This is a genomic window from Hyphomonas sediminis, assembly GCF_019679475.1.
In the GTDB taxonomy this organism is placed as follows: Bacteria; Pseudomonadota; Alphaproteobacteria; order Caulobacterales; family Hyphomonadaceae; genus Hyphomonas; species Hyphomonas sediminis.
The window spans coordinates 829,953-843,383 of the sequence record NZ_JAIEZP010000001.1 but is presented as its reverse complement, the minus strand read 5'-3'; the positions used below and the strand labels follow the sequence as shown (position 1 = coordinate 843,383).

Genomic DNA, 13,431 nt, shown 5'->3' with positions numbered 1-13,431 from the left:
ATGAACGTTCTTAAGGATGAGAATTCTAAGAAATACCAAGTAATCGGATTGGGATTATCATTCGTTTACTTGGTAGTTGTCAGCTTATATATCGGCAACAGCAGATACAACCTATTGGAATTGGAACCCAACGCGTTGGGTGACTTTATCGCGGGCATTCTTGGCCCAGTGGGTATTCTATGGCTTATATTAGGATTCTGGCAGCAGGGCGACGAACTTAGAAGCAGTGTTCGGGCACTCGAACTGCAGAGCGAAGAACTTCGCAATTCAGTGGAACAGCAAAAAGCACTGGTTGAGATCACAAGGAAGCAAGCCGAAGCGGAAATTAGTGCGTTGCATGAGGAGCGCGAAGCTCGCCAACGAGCCGGCTCGCCCAAACTCGTGTTATCTTGCAGCGGTGGGACCGCTATTTCACCTGCACGATATAGCGCAAGTATGGAGTTAAGAAATATTGGTGCAGACTGCTCTGATGTTCAAATTCTCGACATACTCGAGGGAGGGTTTCCTAGTTTCCTAAAAACCATTCCGACCATCCCCTACGGCGACTGTGTGAAGTTCGACATTCGTTATGGAGAGACAGATCACCTCGGGTTCGAACTCAGAATAAAGTTTAGAAAAATCAATAGTGAGATTGGCGAAGACCGGTTCTGGTTATCTCGGCCAAAACCGACTGCAATTGGTTTTCAGATTGAAAGTATGGATGAATTGCAAGCGTAGGGTGGGTTGAGGCGTAGCCGATACCCACCGGGCTGCGGTTCCACAAAATAAGAGATGGTGGGTATCGACCCGCTTTTGCGGGCCTCAACCCACCCTACGGTTATCACGGGTACGGAGCATAAGGCCCTCACCTCCCACGCCCTGCGGGCGCGGGCCCCTCCTCTCCCATTTCATGGGAGAGGGATTAAGCGGAGCGCCACGCCTCTTACCCCTCTCCCGCTTGCGGGAGAGGAGGGACCCGTCGCGCAGCGATGGGAGGTGAGGGCTGTAACAGTGAGGATAAGCGCCGCCCCATCCAACACGCCCCGCCCCTCCTCCGTCGTCCCGGTCTTGGCCTGCGGCCAAACCGGGACGACGAGCCCGCGAGATTTTCGGCAAAACTTATCCGTTCGGTTTGTGGGAGGCCGCCCCGGAGGCAAGACCTGGCAGCGCCGAAGTCATCCCGATAACTGCGCGAAACTCCGGTTGGCAGATGCGCGGCGGGCGAAGCGCCCACACCCCACACAACATTTCCTTCACGTGCGCCGCGGCACCCGCCGCGCAAGGCTCCCTTCGAGGGATCAGAAATCGCACTGCGATTTCCCCGAGAAGGCCAGCTGTCTGAAAGACTGCTGGCTAAGCCACCCGAACTGACCCAAACCCGGATGGCACAGCCAGTCCGGATACCGCCATTATTTCTCGCCGGGACGCTTCGCCATCTGGCGCAGGAGCCAGATTGTGATGCCACTCATCACCAGCACCAGCGCGCCAAAGCCGACAAGCGCGCCAACCGCCAGCGGGTCAATCGTCAGTGGACCAATCTGCATGATACCGCCCCGTCAGGCTGGCGCCTTGAGGCGCGCATACAGCTCGTCCTTCAGCGCCATGCGACGGCGGCGAAGCTCCGTCTGCGTTGCATCGCTGGCCGGGGTCACATCGGTCTCGATCCGGTGAATCTCGCGATTGAGCTCATGATATTCGCCGGCAAGCCGGGCGAAATGCGCATCGGACGCTTTCAGCGTCTCGATACGGTCTGCCAGCTCAGGGAAGTCTGCGGCCAGTTCGTGCGGGGTATGGGACATGGAAATGAGCCTCCGGCATCAATTGGGATGCCGCCAGCCTACGCAATCTGATGCGGGGGAAAATCGAGGAAACTACCTAGTCGGCAGGGCCGCTGCTCAATCGAGCGCGCCGATAAACGGAAGGCCGCGATAGAGGCCCTTATCATCCATGCCATAGCCGACGAGGAACCGGCCGGGGGCATCGAAGGCGCAGAAATCGACGCCCATTTCGCCGCGCGGCGCCCAGGGCTTCTGTGTCAGCGCCACGGTGATCACCTCCCGTGCGCCCTTGGCCAGCAGATGGTGCTTGGCAAAGTCCAGCGTGCGGCCAGTATCGAACACATCATCGATCAGGAGGATGCCGCGCCCCTCCACATTGCGGGCAATGTCGGCCCGCACCACGACACGGCCGGAGCTTTCGCGGGCATCGCGGTAGCTCTCCAGCCACATCACATCGAGAATGGGGTGAATGTCGCGCCGGGCGAGCGCCTTCATCAGGTCGCTGGTGAAAGGCGTCGCGCCGATCAGGATCGACACCGCCGTCCACTCCCCGTTTGCGAGGCGCGGGGCCAGCCGGTCAGCCAGACCGTCGACCGTCGCCATCAGCTCGGCCTCGGACATGACAACATCGATCTTGGGCAGATCACTCATCCTGGGTCTCCGGCAGCAGGGCCTCGTCTGATGCCTCCTCTGCGGTGGGCGGCGAACGCGATGCCGGGCCCGGCGCGGCTTCCGCCGGCGGCTCGGTCGGCACAGCAGAGCGGTCCACAAAGGTCAGGTCGATCTCGTAACTCTCGACCGGGGTTGGCTCGACCACCACGCCGAACTGGCCTGCCGTGCCGGGGGCAAGCTCTGCCGGGGTCACGAAGCTGAACCGGGTGGCCACGATGTCTCCGCTCTCGTCCTTCAGGTCGACGCGCACGCCGGGCGTCTCGACGGTCGATTTGGAAACATTCACCGCCCGGCCCGTGACCGTGACGATGGGGATCGTGTCATTGAAGGTGCGCGTGTGGACGACACCCTCAAAATCAAGGCCGAAGCGATTCACTTCCAGGCCAAACAGGCGGTAGGCAGACGCCGATTGGGGCCAGGCCTTCACCACCTCATTGCGGAAGAAGAAGGCGCCCGCCGTCAGCCCCACAAACAGGATGATGGTGAAAACCCACGCAAAAACAGCGGCCAGGCGGCTTTTCTCGCGCCGCGATTCGCGCATTTTCTCACGGTACAGCTCATGCGGGGCCGGCTTGGCGGCGGCCTCTTCGGCCAGGTGGGCCGGCTGCACGAACCAGGAATGTCCGCAGCTGGCGCACTTCACCGTGCGGCCGCTTTCACCGATTGTTGAGTCATCAGCGAAATAATGAGTTCCGCAGGAAGGACAGGTAAGGATCATGGCCCGAAGAGTCTTTCCCGCAATTCGCCCCGTGTGTTGAACCCGCAAACAACGAGTGCGCGCCCCAGATATGACCCAGCTACGCCCCGATATTTTCGACGAAGCGGCCGTCCGCCTCGACGCGGTGACGCTTCGCTATGATGCGTCAGGGGAGATTCTTAGCGGGATTGATCTGGTCCTGAAACCCGGATCGTTCAGCTTCCTCACAGGTGCTTCAGGGGCGGGCAAGTCCAGCCTCCTGAAACTGCTCTATCTGGCACGTCCGCCCAGCACCGGGGAAGTTTCCCTGTTCGGCCGCCCCACCAGCCGGCTGACGCGCGACCAACTCTCCGCCCTGCGCCGCCGGATCGGGGTCGTGTTCCAGGAATTCCGCCTGCTGGGCCACCTGACCGCCTATGAAAATGCCGCCCTCCCCCTGCGCGTGATGGGCCGCAAGGAATCGCAATACCGGGCCGATGTCGAAGAACTGCTCGCCTGGGTGGGCCTGGGCGAGCGGATGCACAAACGGCCCGAAACCCTTTCAGGCGGCGAGCAGCAGCGCGTGGCCATCGCCCGCGCCGTGGTTACCCAGCCTGACCTGCTGATCGCGGACGAGCCCACCGGCAACGTTGACCCTGAGATGGGCGCCCGGCTGATGCGCCTGTTCATCGAGCTCAACAAGCGGCTCGGTACGACGGTCATCATCGCGACACATGATCTGGGCCTTGTCCGGCAGATCGACGCGCCGGTCTATCATCTCGCCGATGGCCTGCTCGCCCGCACAAGCGCCGATCCCGGCAAGACGGCCCGCCGGCGCGGCGATGGCATCGAGATCAAGGCAGAAGACCCATGAAACGCGGTGAAACCTCTCTCCTGCCCCTTGAAGACGCCCGCGAAGCGGCGCTGTTTTTCGTTGTCGGCGCGCTCTGCTTCCTGGCCGCATTGGCCGCCCTCACGGCCAAATCCACCTATGGCGCGGCCCGCGCCTGGACCGCTGAAGTGGAAGGCGAATACACGGTCTCCCTCTCTGGCGCTGAAGTGGCCGACGCGCAGACGGCAACCCTGCTGATCCAGCGAATAGAAGGCGTCGAGGGCGCCCGGCTCCTCTCCGATGCAGAAATCTCCGCCCTGCTGGAGCCGACCTTCGGCAGTCGGGGCCTGCCCGCCGACCTGCCCGTGCCGCGCCTGATTGCGGTGACGGCCTCCCCGGACGTCGGCGATATTGGCCGGGTGCTGAGCACGGCGCTTGAGAAGGCTGGCTTTACCGCCGCCGTCGATTCTCATTCGGCCTGGGCGGGCGATGTCCGGCGGATGCTGGGCACCGCGCGTCTGATCGCGCTAGCCATCGTCGCCCTGCTCGGCTCAACCGCCATCGCCGTTATTGCCTTTGCGACCCATGCCGCGCTGCTTGCCCGGCGCGATATTGTCGACGTGCTGCACATCGCCGGGGCGCGTGACAGGTTCATCGCCAACCTGTTCGAGCGCCGCTTCTGGCTGCTCGGCCTGCGGGCGGGCACGGTTGGCGCACTTGTGGCACTGGCCGCCGTTGCCGTGCTGATCGTCGTGGCGCGCTCTGGCGGAAACCGGTCCGGCCTGTTGCCCGAACTGACGCTGGACTTCCCGGACCTCGCTGTCCTTGTCGTCACGCCGGTCATCGCGGGCCTCGCTTCGCGCATTGCGGCGGGCATCACGGTGATGCGGGCGCTGCGCTCGATGATGTAGCCGTTTCTAGTGACGAACGCCGCAAGGCCCGCTACAGCGCTGATATGACTGCACTCCGCTCTTACCTGTTCGTGGCGTGGCTCTATGGCTGGATGGCCATCTGCGGCCTGCTCTACCTGCCGACGATGCTCCTGCCGCGCGTCGCTGCCCAGCGCTGCATCCGGCTTTATGCGCACATCATCCGGCTGGGGCTGAAGCTGATCTGCAATATCGACACGGAAATCCGTGGCCGTGAGAACCTCACCAACGAACCAGTAATCTATGCGGGCAAGCATCACTGCATGCTCGACATCTTCATCCCGTTCATCGTGTGTAACGATCCGGCGATCATCCTGAAGAAGGAGCTGCTGTTCTACCCCTTCCTCGGCTGGTACGCGCTCAAGACCCAGATGATCCCGATCGACCGGGCGGGAACCTCCAAAACGCTGAAAACCATGGTGGCGGCTGCCAAAAAGCGCGCCGCACAAGGCCGCAGCCTGATCATTTTCCCGGAAGGCACCCGCACAGCGCCGGGCGCGGAACCCGCCTACCAGCCAGCCGGAATCTCTGCCTTCAACAAGGCGCTGGACCTTCCTATCGTCCCGGTGGCGACAAATGCGGGTCTCTGCTGGCCAGCCAAGGGAACACGCCGGACCGCCGGCAAGATCGTCTACGAAATCCTGCCTGCCATTCCGCCGGGGCTTGACCGGAAGGCCCTGATGCCGCGTCTTGAGGCAGAGCTGGAAACCGCGTCCAACCGCCTGCTGGAAGAAGGGCGCGCGGTACAGAAGGAAATATTGGGATGACTGCGCCGACACGCCGCCGGCTGAAAACTGCCTGCGAGCGTCTCGCTCTCGCCGACCCTGCCCTCGCCCGGGCCTATGAAACCATCGGCGTTCCAGACTGGCGCACGGGCGAGCCGACCTATTCCATGCTGGGCCGGATGATTGCCCACCAGCAACTCTCCACCAAAGCCGCCGCCACCATCTGGGGCCGTGTCGAGACATTCCTCGGCGAGGTTACGCCCGAAGCGATCCTCTCGGCTAGTGAAGACGATCTGCGGGCGTGCGGCCTCTCCCGACCGAAAGTCGCCCACCTCACTTCCATCGCCGAAGCCATGGTTACCGGTGGCCTGAACCTCACGCGCGTGTGCGCCAATGACCTTGATTCGGCCCGCGCGGAGCTTGTGGCTGTGCGTGGCATCGGGCCGTGGACGGCAGAATTATTCCTGCTCTATGCGGTGGGCGAGATGGATGCCTTCCCTACCGCAGATGTTGGCCTGATGGAGGCCCACAAACAGCTCGGCCGTTATGAAACCCGCATGGAATCAAAGGCATTTACAGCACATGCCGAGATCTGGCGGCCCAGCCGGGGCGTTGCTGCTCACCTGCTCTGGGGATGGCTGAATGCCGAGCGCGCCCGCGATTCTGCGCCATCGGCAAAATGAAGCTCAGCGCACGGGGCCTTGCGTTCAGCCTGCGCTGTCATAATCTTATTATGGGAATCGCCTAGGAACAGGCGAACGCCAGACTTTAAGGAGCGCGCGTCTTCAGCAGGATCAACCAGGATAAAGCCCATCAGGGCCGAACCGGAGGGAAACATGGCTGAGATAATCACCGCCCCGCCGCATGGACGCCCCGCATTAGTCCTGAATGCTGATTTCAGGCCGCTTTCCTACTATCCGCTATCCCTCTGGCCCTGGCAGGAAGTGATCAAGGCGGTTTTCCTCGACCGTGTGGACATTGTTGCCGAATATGACTTCATGGTGCGCAGCCCCAGCCGGGAAATGCGCTTGCCGTCGGTCATCGCACTCCGCGATTTCGTCCGCCAGGACCGTCCGCCTGCCTTCACGCGGTTCAACGTGTTCCTGCGCGATGGCTTCGCCTGCGCCTATTGCGGATCGCACGAAAACCTGACCTTCGATCACGTGATCCCGCGCTCCAAAGGCGGGCGCACGACATGGGAAAACATCGTTGCCGCCTGCAGCCCGTGTAACCTTGCCAAGGGCGGCAAGATGTTGCGCGACAGCGGCATGGACCTTCAGCGCAAGCCCTTCCGGCCCAACAACTTCCAGCTTCAGGACATCGGCCGGAAATTCCCGCCGAACTACCTGCATGAAACCTGGATGGACTATCTCTACTGGGACGTAGAGCTGGACGGCTGATCCGCGCCCGGACATCCGCCCCAGTCAAACCGCCATGCCCGGAAATGCACCGGATCGCCGTTTGAATAGTTGAGCGCGTAGCGCGGCGCCCCTTCCGTGAGGCAGACACCCAGCTTGGCAGCCTGCGCGCGCAGATGGGCAGCTTCCTCCAGGATGGGCGGCTCGGCCTTGCGGTCCTCGAAATTCATCAGGTAGACGACCGGATAGGCGCTCTCATCCGTTGGCAGATCAAGCGGCGTCTGCGGCGGGTGAAGGTTCTGCGTACCGAGGGAGAGCACATAGGAAGGCTCAGCATAGCCGAGCGCCAGGATACGTTCCGGCGTCTTCACATTGCAGAGATCGTCCTCGCCCGGAATGCCGCACACATCTTCAAGCGCCAGACGGGCCGTCTCGGTCGGCTGCACCCAGACCTGCGAAGACAGCATGAACGTGCGCACATGCCAGCCGATCGCCACGCTGGAAAGCACAGCCAGGGTGATTGCCGCGCCCATCCGCAGGCGGGCCGATTCGACCAGCGCCAATCCCGCAAAGGCAAACCCTGCCGCCCACAGCCAGATCGGGAATTCCCGGTAGCCTTCCCACGAGGCCAGCACTTCTTCCTTGGAAACGGTGGTGAAATCACCCGCAGTTTCGGCCATGAAATAGCTGGTGACACCAGGGAAGGACGCTGCGAGCAGCACCACCGCGCCGATCAGGAAGGTGATCATGCCGAGGCCACGCGCCAGCGGCATTTTCATGCCATCCATCATCTGCACCGCCGCATAGCCGCAAAGCAGGCCGAATGCGGGATAGGCCGGCAGAATGTAGTGGCTGAGCTTGGTCGGCAGCAGTTCGAAGAACAGCCAGGTCGGCACGCCCCAGGCGAGCAGGAAGCGGAGGCCGGCTGTGCCATGGCCAAGCGCCGTCAGCGTTTCGCCGCGCAGGGCGCGCGCCGTGGCAACGATGGCCGGAATAAGCAGAAGGCTTGCCGGAAAGAACCATGCGGGGATATGCGCCAGATGATAGCCGGGCAGCCCGCCATGGCCCTCCGAAGCGCCAACGAACTTGTCCTTTAGATCCTTGCCCACTGCGCCCTGCACATAGAGGCCGTCCGTCGCCATCTGGATCCAGATCAGCCAGGGCAGAACGATCAGCACGAAGAGCACCGGCCCCGGCCACCAGAGCAGGACACGCCACCAATCCCCTCCCCGCCCGGTCTTCAGCCGGTCCCAAAGCCAGACACCGATACCCGCATAGGCCGCCACCATCGGCGTCACCGGTCCCTTGATGAGGAAGGCTGCGCCCATGGTGACCCAGAAGAGGATCGCCATCGCTTTCGACTGAGATTTCTCGACATAGAGGCGTACCAGCGCGCCGATGCCCAATGTGGTGAGGAAGACGAGCATACCGTCCGTCTTCGAAATATGCGCCTCGGAGGTCAGCAGAAGGGTCGCGCCAAACAACGCAGATCCGAGGAAGCTTGCCCGCCGCCCGATGAGCGGAATACCCGCCCAGAAACAAGCCAGCGTGCCAAACGCCGCGCCGAGCCAGCTGGGGATTCGATAAGTCCAGATCTCGTTGGCTTCCGGCCCGGTGAAAATCGCCGTGGAGGCGGCCTGCAGCCAGTGGATGCCTGCGGGCTTCTTGTTGCGCAGCTCGTCCTGGTACTGGATCAGGATATAATTATCCTCCTCCAGCATCTCCTTGGAGGCCTGCGCAAAGCGGCTTTCATCCCGGTCCAGCGCCGGCAGAAGAAAAACGCCCGGCGCCGCTGCGCCAAAGGTGATGACGAAAAGGAGAAGCCAGGCTTTCCAGCCGGTAGAGAGACGGTCGAGCAATGTCATGGGCCGGTTAATAGCGCCGTATTGCGCGCTCGTCTTGAGGAATTGGCGGCCCGGCAATGCAGGCCTTGCTGCCGGGGCAATTTGGACACACACGACCGGAAATGCAGGCGGCGACCACCTGCCCTGACTTCCGGGGCTCGATTTTACCCCCCGGCGAAGCTATGTGCGCAAATTAGCTGAATTGAATGAATGGACTGGCTGGTGGCCGACTCGCTTGAATTCTCCGTCGTCGTGCCCGTCCACAATGAAGCGGGCAATGTCGAACAGCTGGCCTCGGAAATCGCCCGCGCCCTTGATGGCCGGGCCTTCGAGATGATTTTCGTCGATGACGCCTCCACGGACGATACGCGCACGCAGCTTGCCTCGCTGAAAGCGCGCTTCCCGATGCTGCGTGTTCTGGGCCATCGCAAGAATTCAGGGCAGAGCCGAGCAATCCGTTCGGGCATCCTGGCCGCGCGCGCGCCGGTTGTCGGCACGCTTGACGGCGACGGCCAGAACGATCCGGCAGACCTTCCCGACCTTTACCGCCAACTGACGCGCGCCGACGCGCCCCATGGCCTGAAAATGGTGATGGGCCGCCGGGGCAGCCGCAAGGACACCGCCTGGAAGCGTTTCGGCAGCCGGTTTGCCAACCGCATCCGCAAACGCCTCCTGAAGGACGATTGCGACGACTCCGGATGCGGCATCAAGGTGATGGATCGGGCAACCTTCCTGCTACTGCCCTATTTCGATCACATGCACCGCTACATGCCAGCCCTGATGCGCGCGGACGGGCATCTGGTGGAGTTCCGGGAAGTGAACCACCGCCCGCGCGGCGAAGGCCGGTCGAAATACACCAATTTCGGCCGCCTGAAGGACGCCCTGTCGGACCTGCGCGGCGTCATGTGGCTAATCCGCCGCCGGCGTAATCCCGGCGGTGCGGACGAGATCTAGAACAGCTCCGCCAGGCAGGCCGAGATCGTCTCGGGCGTATCTTCATGCGTGAAGAAGGTCTTCAGCTGCCAGTCCTCGTCCATCACATAGATGAGGTTGGTGTGGTCCATCGTGTATTCGGCCAGGCTCTCAGGCTGCTCGATGCGGGAATAATCCGCCTTGAACGCATCGGCAGCAGCGCGGATTTCCGCCTCGGTGCCGGTCAGCCCGACCAGCTCCTTCGGGAAGGCCGGTGTCGCCACATAGGTCGCCAGCGCCTCGGGCGTGTCGCGCTCAGGATCGATGGAGATCAGAACGGTTTGCGGCGCGGTTTCACCTTCCGGCAGGCGGCGGTAGGCCGCGCCAAGCGTGGAGAGCGCTGCCGGGCACACATCCGGGCAATAGGTGAAACCGAAATAGACAACGGTGGGGCGGCCCTTGAAGGCCTCCTCTGTAACGCGTGTTCCGGTCTGGTCGATCAGCGAGATCGGCCCGCCGATTTCCGGATAGGCGCGGCTGGAACAACTGGCCTGCGCGCCGCCGGACTTGGCGCCGCCAGCGGCCGGCGTGTCAGAAGCGCCACCACAGGCAGCCAGAACGAGAAGCGCCGGAAGGGCGAGGGCAAATGTCTTTCGCATACGCGCATAGGCCCCGATCAGCCTGCTTGGCGCAAGGGACAGGCTGCCGCATAAGTCGGGCATGGACGATTTCACCCGCGATTCGAGACTGGGCTTTGAGGACGCGATCTTCACGCTTGCCCCGGAAGGGCTGGGCTCGGCGCAATCTGCGCTTGGCCGAACACGGCTGCGTACCTTCATTGCCCTGCGCTGGCTGGCGGTCGCCGGCCAGACAGCAGCCGTTCTGCTGGTCGCCTTCGTCCTTGGCTTCGATGTTCCGCTCGCCCTTTGCCTTGCGATCATTGCGGCATCGGCCTGGCTGAACGTGTTCCTGTCATTCGCTTTTCAGTCCCAGCGCCTGACCAGTGGCTGGGAAGCGGTGCTGCAGCTTGGCTTCGACACAGTTCAGCTTGCCGCCCTGATCGCCGCCACCGGCGGCCTCTCAAACCCCTTCCTGCTGCTGATGCTTGCGCCTGTCACGGTCGCCGCGCTCAGCCTTGGCCGGAAACGCGCCAGCGCCATTGCATTCCTCGCGCTCGGCCTTGCGGCGCTCATGCCGGTCTTCAGCTTGCCCCTGCCCTGGGAAGAAAGCGGCGGCACACACCTGCCGAGCCTGTTCCAATGGGGCCAGTTCGCTGCCCTCGCGGTGGGGGTTGTATTTTTCACCCTCTCGGCTGCCCGCGTCAGCCAGGATGAGGCCCGCCTCGTGCGCGCGCTGGACGCGGCCAGTGTCGTCATGGCGCGCGAGCAGAAACTCTCGGCGCTGGGCGCCATGTCCGCCATGACGGCGCACGAACTGGGCACGCCGCTCGCCACCATTCACCTCGTCGCCAAGGAACTGGTCGCGCAGACCGATCCGGATAATCCGCATGCCGAAGATTTCCGCCTGATCGCCGAGCAGGCTGACCGGTGCCGCTCCATCCTCTCTGCCATCCGCGAAGCGCGCGACGCGCAGGACATTGTCCACGCCCGGATGCCGCTGGACGCGCTGGTGGAAGAAGCCGCCGCCCCGATGAAGGGCCTCGGCGTGGCGTTGGTCGTTCGCGCGATGCCCGGCGAAGGCGGCTCGGAAAAGCCCCCGGTGCTGGCGCGCAGCCCGGAGGTTCTCCATGCGCTCGGTGCCTTCATCGAGAACGCCGTCAGCTTTGCCGCCAGCCGCGTCGACGCAACAGCAAGCTGGACGCAGGATCAGGTGGTGATCACGATCACCGATGATGGCCCCGGATTTTCGTCTGAAGTGCTGCCCAAATTGGGCGAGCCCTATATTTCCGACAGGTCCGAAGCGCGCCTGGGCGGCGGAGACATGGGCCTCGGCTTTTTCATCGCCAAGACGCTGATCGAGCGTACCGGCGGCAGAATCGCCTCCCGAAACCGCACGCCGCCAGCCACCGGAGCCATCGTCCAGGCGGTCTGGCCGCTGGCTGCGCTGCTTCCACGCGGCTTGGAATAGTTGACATTTCCGCCATATATTCGCTTACCCACGGCCAGACCGCCTGAAGGAGAGAGCGTATGGAACGCCCCGCCGTCGTGAACCAGCATCCGAGCCTTGAGGGCGTGGAAGATAAATCCTGCCTCGTCATGGATGATGATGGCCCGTTTGTGCAGCGCCTCGCCCGCGCCCTGGCGCAACGCGGCTTTGTTGTTTCTGCCGTGACCAGCGTTGCCGAAGGCAAGGACATTGCCCGCCTCAACCCGCCCGCCTTTGCGGTGCTGGACCTGCGCCTGGAAGATGGCAGCGGCCTGGATGTGGTTGAAGTGCTGCAGAAGCACCGCCCCGAAGCGCGCGCTGTAATCCTGACCGGCTATGGCGCGATTGCGACAGCGGTTGCCGCCGTAAAGGCCGGCGCCGTCGATTACCTGTCCAAGCCGGCCGACGTGGAAGACATCATCCGGTCGCTGACCGCGACCCAAGACGAACGCCCTGCCCCGCCGGAAAACCCGATGTCGGCAGACCGCGTGCGCTGGGAACACATCCAGCGGGTTTACGAGCTGTGCAATCACAACGTTTCGGAAACGGCGCGCCGCCTGAACATGCACCGCCGCACACTGCAGCGGATTCTGGCGAAACGCGCCCCCAAATAAACGACGCTATAAGCCGGCCTCAGTCTTCGTCTTCAGTCTCAGGCGAATTGCGCCCGAAATTGACGGCGCGCGAGTCCTGTCCGGCATCGATGATGGCCTTCCGGATTGTGCGGGCGCGCGTGAACTCGCGGATCAGCGTATCGCCGTCACCCCAGCGGATGGCGCGCTGAAGAACGGCAAGATCCTCCGAGAACCGGCCAAGGCATTCGAGGACGGCATCCTTGTTGTTGAGGAACACGTCGCGCCACATTACCGGATCGGACGCTGCAATGCGGGTAAAGTCCCGGAAGCCGCCGGCGGAGTATTTGACCACTTCACCCTCTTCCACCGATTCAAGATCGAACGCGGTCGTTACAATGTTGAAAGCAATCAGGTGCGGCAGGTGGGAGGTGATGGCGAGCACGCGGTCATGCCGGCCGGAATCCATTGCTTCGACCCTGGCGCCGAGCTGTTTCCAGAATGCGGCCAGCGCATCTGTGGCGGTCTGGTAGGCTTCGTCCTGTCCCGAAAGAGGCGTCAGGATGTGCCAGGCGCCGCGGAAAAGGGTCGCAAAACCGGCATCCGGGCCGGATTGTTCGGTACCTGCAATCGGGTGACCGGGGATGACGTGAATGCGGCCATCGCTGGCGGCGTGCAGCGCCTTGGCCGCCTCGCTTTTCACCGAGCCGACATCCGTGAGGATAGCGCCATATTTCATGTTCGGCACGGCGCCCGCAGCAACCGCGCCAATCGCGCCAACTGGCACGCAGACGATCACACAGTCCGCATCAGAAACAGCAGCCTCCAGCGTAGGCGCAACGGTTCCGAGGCCAATCTCCTCTGACCGGGCCCGTACTCCAGTGTCCGCGTCATAGAGGATGACTTCGCCAGCCGCGCCATACTCCACCGCAGCCCGCGCGATCGAGGAGCCTATGAGGCCCACACCGATGATGGCGATGCGACTGAAGATGGGTTCGGACATAGAAGATTGCTCCGGCAGCGGCGTTGAAACCGGGCGCACTCGTGG

Annotated in this window: 16 protein-coding genes; 9 read left to right on the top strand and 7 right to left on the bottom strand. The window is 62.9% G+C overall.

Annotated features, from left to right (window positions below; genetic code table 11):
* Window positions 1-717 carry a hypothetical protein gene (locus K1X12_RS04260; RefSeq protein ID WP_220986390.1) on the top strand — a complete coding sequence of 239 codons (717 nt, stop codon included), beginning with the start codon at window positions 1-3 and terminating at the stop codon, window positions 715-717.
* A 671-nt stretch (window positions 718-1,388) separates the two neighbouring features.
* Here K1X12_RS04260 and K1X12_RS17045 read toward each other — a convergent pair.
* The 4 genes from K1X12_RS17045 to K1X12_RS04245 form a co-directional block, all read right to left on the bottom strand.
* On the bottom strand, window positions 1,389-1,523 hold the full coding sequence (locus K1X12_RS17045) for a hypothetical protein (protein ID WP_255563913.1): 135 nt from the start codon (window positions 1,521-1,523) through the stop codon (window positions 1,389-1,391).
* A 12-nt stretch (window positions 1,524-1,535) separates the two neighbouring features.
* Window positions 1,536-1,778 (bottom strand): HP1242/YdcH family protein, encoded by a 243-nt coding sequence (locus tag K1X12_RS04255; protein ID WP_220986389.1) that lies wholly within the window; start codon window positions 1,776-1,778, stop codon window positions 1,536-1,538.
* Window positions 1,779-1,874: 96 nt separating this feature from the next.
* Window positions 1,875-2,408 carry a phosphoribosyltransferase gene (locus tag K1X12_RS04250; protein WP_220986388.1) on the bottom strand — a complete coding sequence of 178 codons (534 nt, stop codon included), beginning with the start codon at window positions 2,406-2,408 and terminating at the stop codon, window positions 1,875-1,877.
* The gene (locus K1X12_RS04245) at window positions 2,401-3,147 is read right to left on the bottom strand and encodes an MJ0042-type zinc finger domain-containing protein (RefSeq protein WP_220986387.1); all 747 of its coding nucleotides are present in this window, start codon (window positions 3,145-3,147) and stop codon (window positions 2,401-2,403) included. The genes K1X12_RS04250 and K1X12_RS04245 overlap by 8 nt, the downstream gene beginning before the upstream one ends.
* Window positions 3,148-3,217: 70 nt before the next feature.
* Here K1X12_RS04245 and ftsE point away from each other — a divergent pair, with 70 nt between their 5' ends.
* From ftsE to K1X12_RS04220, 5 genes are all read left to right on the top strand, one after another.
* Window positions 3,218-3,979: a cell division ATP-binding protein FtsE gene (ftsE, locus tag K1X12_RS04240; RefSeq protein WP_220986386.1), complete on the top strand. Its 762-nt coding sequence runs from the start codon at window positions 3,218-3,220 to the stop codon at window positions 3,977-3,979.
* Window positions 3,976-4,848 carry a cell division protein FtsX gene (locus K1X12_RS04235; protein WP_220986385.1) on the top strand — a complete coding sequence of 291 codons (873 nt, stop codon included), beginning with the start codon at window positions 3,976-3,978 and terminating at the stop codon, window positions 4,846-4,848. Before ftsE ends, K1X12_RS04235 begins: the two co-directional genes overlap by 4 nt.
* Before the next feature lie 44 nt (window positions 4,849-4,892).
* Window positions 4,893-5,633, top strand: coding sequence for a lysophospholipid acyltransferase family protein (locus K1X12_RS04230; protein WP_220986384.1), 741 nt, complete (start codon window positions 4,893-4,895; stop codon window positions 5,631-5,633).
* Window positions 5,630-6,274 (top strand): DNA-3-methyladenine glycosylase family protein, encoded by a 645-nt coding sequence (locus K1X12_RS04225; RefSeq protein WP_220986383.1) that lies wholly within the window; start codon window positions 5,630-5,632, stop codon window positions 6,272-6,274. Before K1X12_RS04230 ends, K1X12_RS04225 begins: the two co-directional genes overlap by 4 nt.
* Before the next feature lie 153 nt (window positions 6,275-6,427).
* Window positions 6,428-6,991, top strand: a complete 564-nt coding sequence (locus tag K1X12_RS04220; RefSeq protein ID WP_220986382.1) for an HNH endonuclease — start codon at window positions 6,428-6,430, stop codon at window positions 6,989-6,991.
* Here K1X12_RS04220 and K1X12_RS04215 read toward each other — a convergent pair.
* Entirely contained in the window at window positions 6,964-8,814 is a 1,851-nt protein-coding gene (locus K1X12_RS04215) for an ArnT family glycosyltransferase (protein WP_220986381.1), read from the bottom strand. The genes K1X12_RS04220 and K1X12_RS04215 overlap by 28 nt on opposite strands.
* A gap of 189 nt (window positions 8,815-9,003) precedes the next feature.
* Between K1X12_RS04215 and K1X12_RS04210 the strand changes: the two genes are divergently transcribed.
* Window positions 9,004-9,747 (top strand): glycosyltransferase family 2 protein, encoded by a 744-nt coding sequence (locus K1X12_RS04210; protein WP_225907867.1) that lies wholly within the window; start codon window positions 9,004-9,006, stop codon window positions 9,745-9,747.
* Here K1X12_RS04210 and K1X12_RS04205 read toward each other — a convergent pair.
* Window positions 9,744-10,427 carry an SCO family protein gene (locus K1X12_RS04205; RefSeq protein ID WP_225907866.1) on the bottom strand — a complete coding sequence of 228 codons (684 nt, stop codon included), beginning with the start codon at window positions 10,425-10,427 and terminating at the stop codon, window positions 9,744-9,746. The two genes, K1X12_RS04210 and K1X12_RS04205, sit on opposite strands and share 4 nt — an antisense overlap.
* Here K1X12_RS04205 and K1X12_RS04200 point away from each other — a divergent pair.
* The gene (locus K1X12_RS04200) at window positions 10,426-11,793 is read left to right on the top strand and encodes an ActS/PrrB/RegB family redox-sensitive histidine kinase (protein ID WP_220986379.1); all 1,368 of its coding nucleotides are present in this window, start codon (window positions 10,426-10,428) and stop codon (window positions 11,791-11,793) included. The genes K1X12_RS04205 and K1X12_RS04200 overlap by 2 nt on opposite strands.
* A gap of 59 nt (window positions 11,794-11,852) precedes the next feature.
* Window positions 11,853-12,425, top strand: coding sequence for an ActR/PrrA/RegA family redox response regulator transcription factor (locus K1X12_RS04195; protein WP_220986378.1), 573 nt, complete (start codon window positions 11,853-11,855; stop codon window positions 12,423-12,425).
* A gap of 19 nt (window positions 12,426-12,444) precedes the next feature.
* Here K1X12_RS04195 and K1X12_RS04190 read toward each other — a convergent pair whose 3' ends face one another.
* A complete protein-coding gene (locus K1X12_RS04190; RefSeq protein WP_220986377.1) occupies window positions 12,445-13,386 on the bottom strand; it encodes a prephenate/arogenate dehydrogenase family protein in 942 nt (313 codons plus the stop codon).
* Window positions 13,387-13,431: the final 45 nt, after the last annotated feature.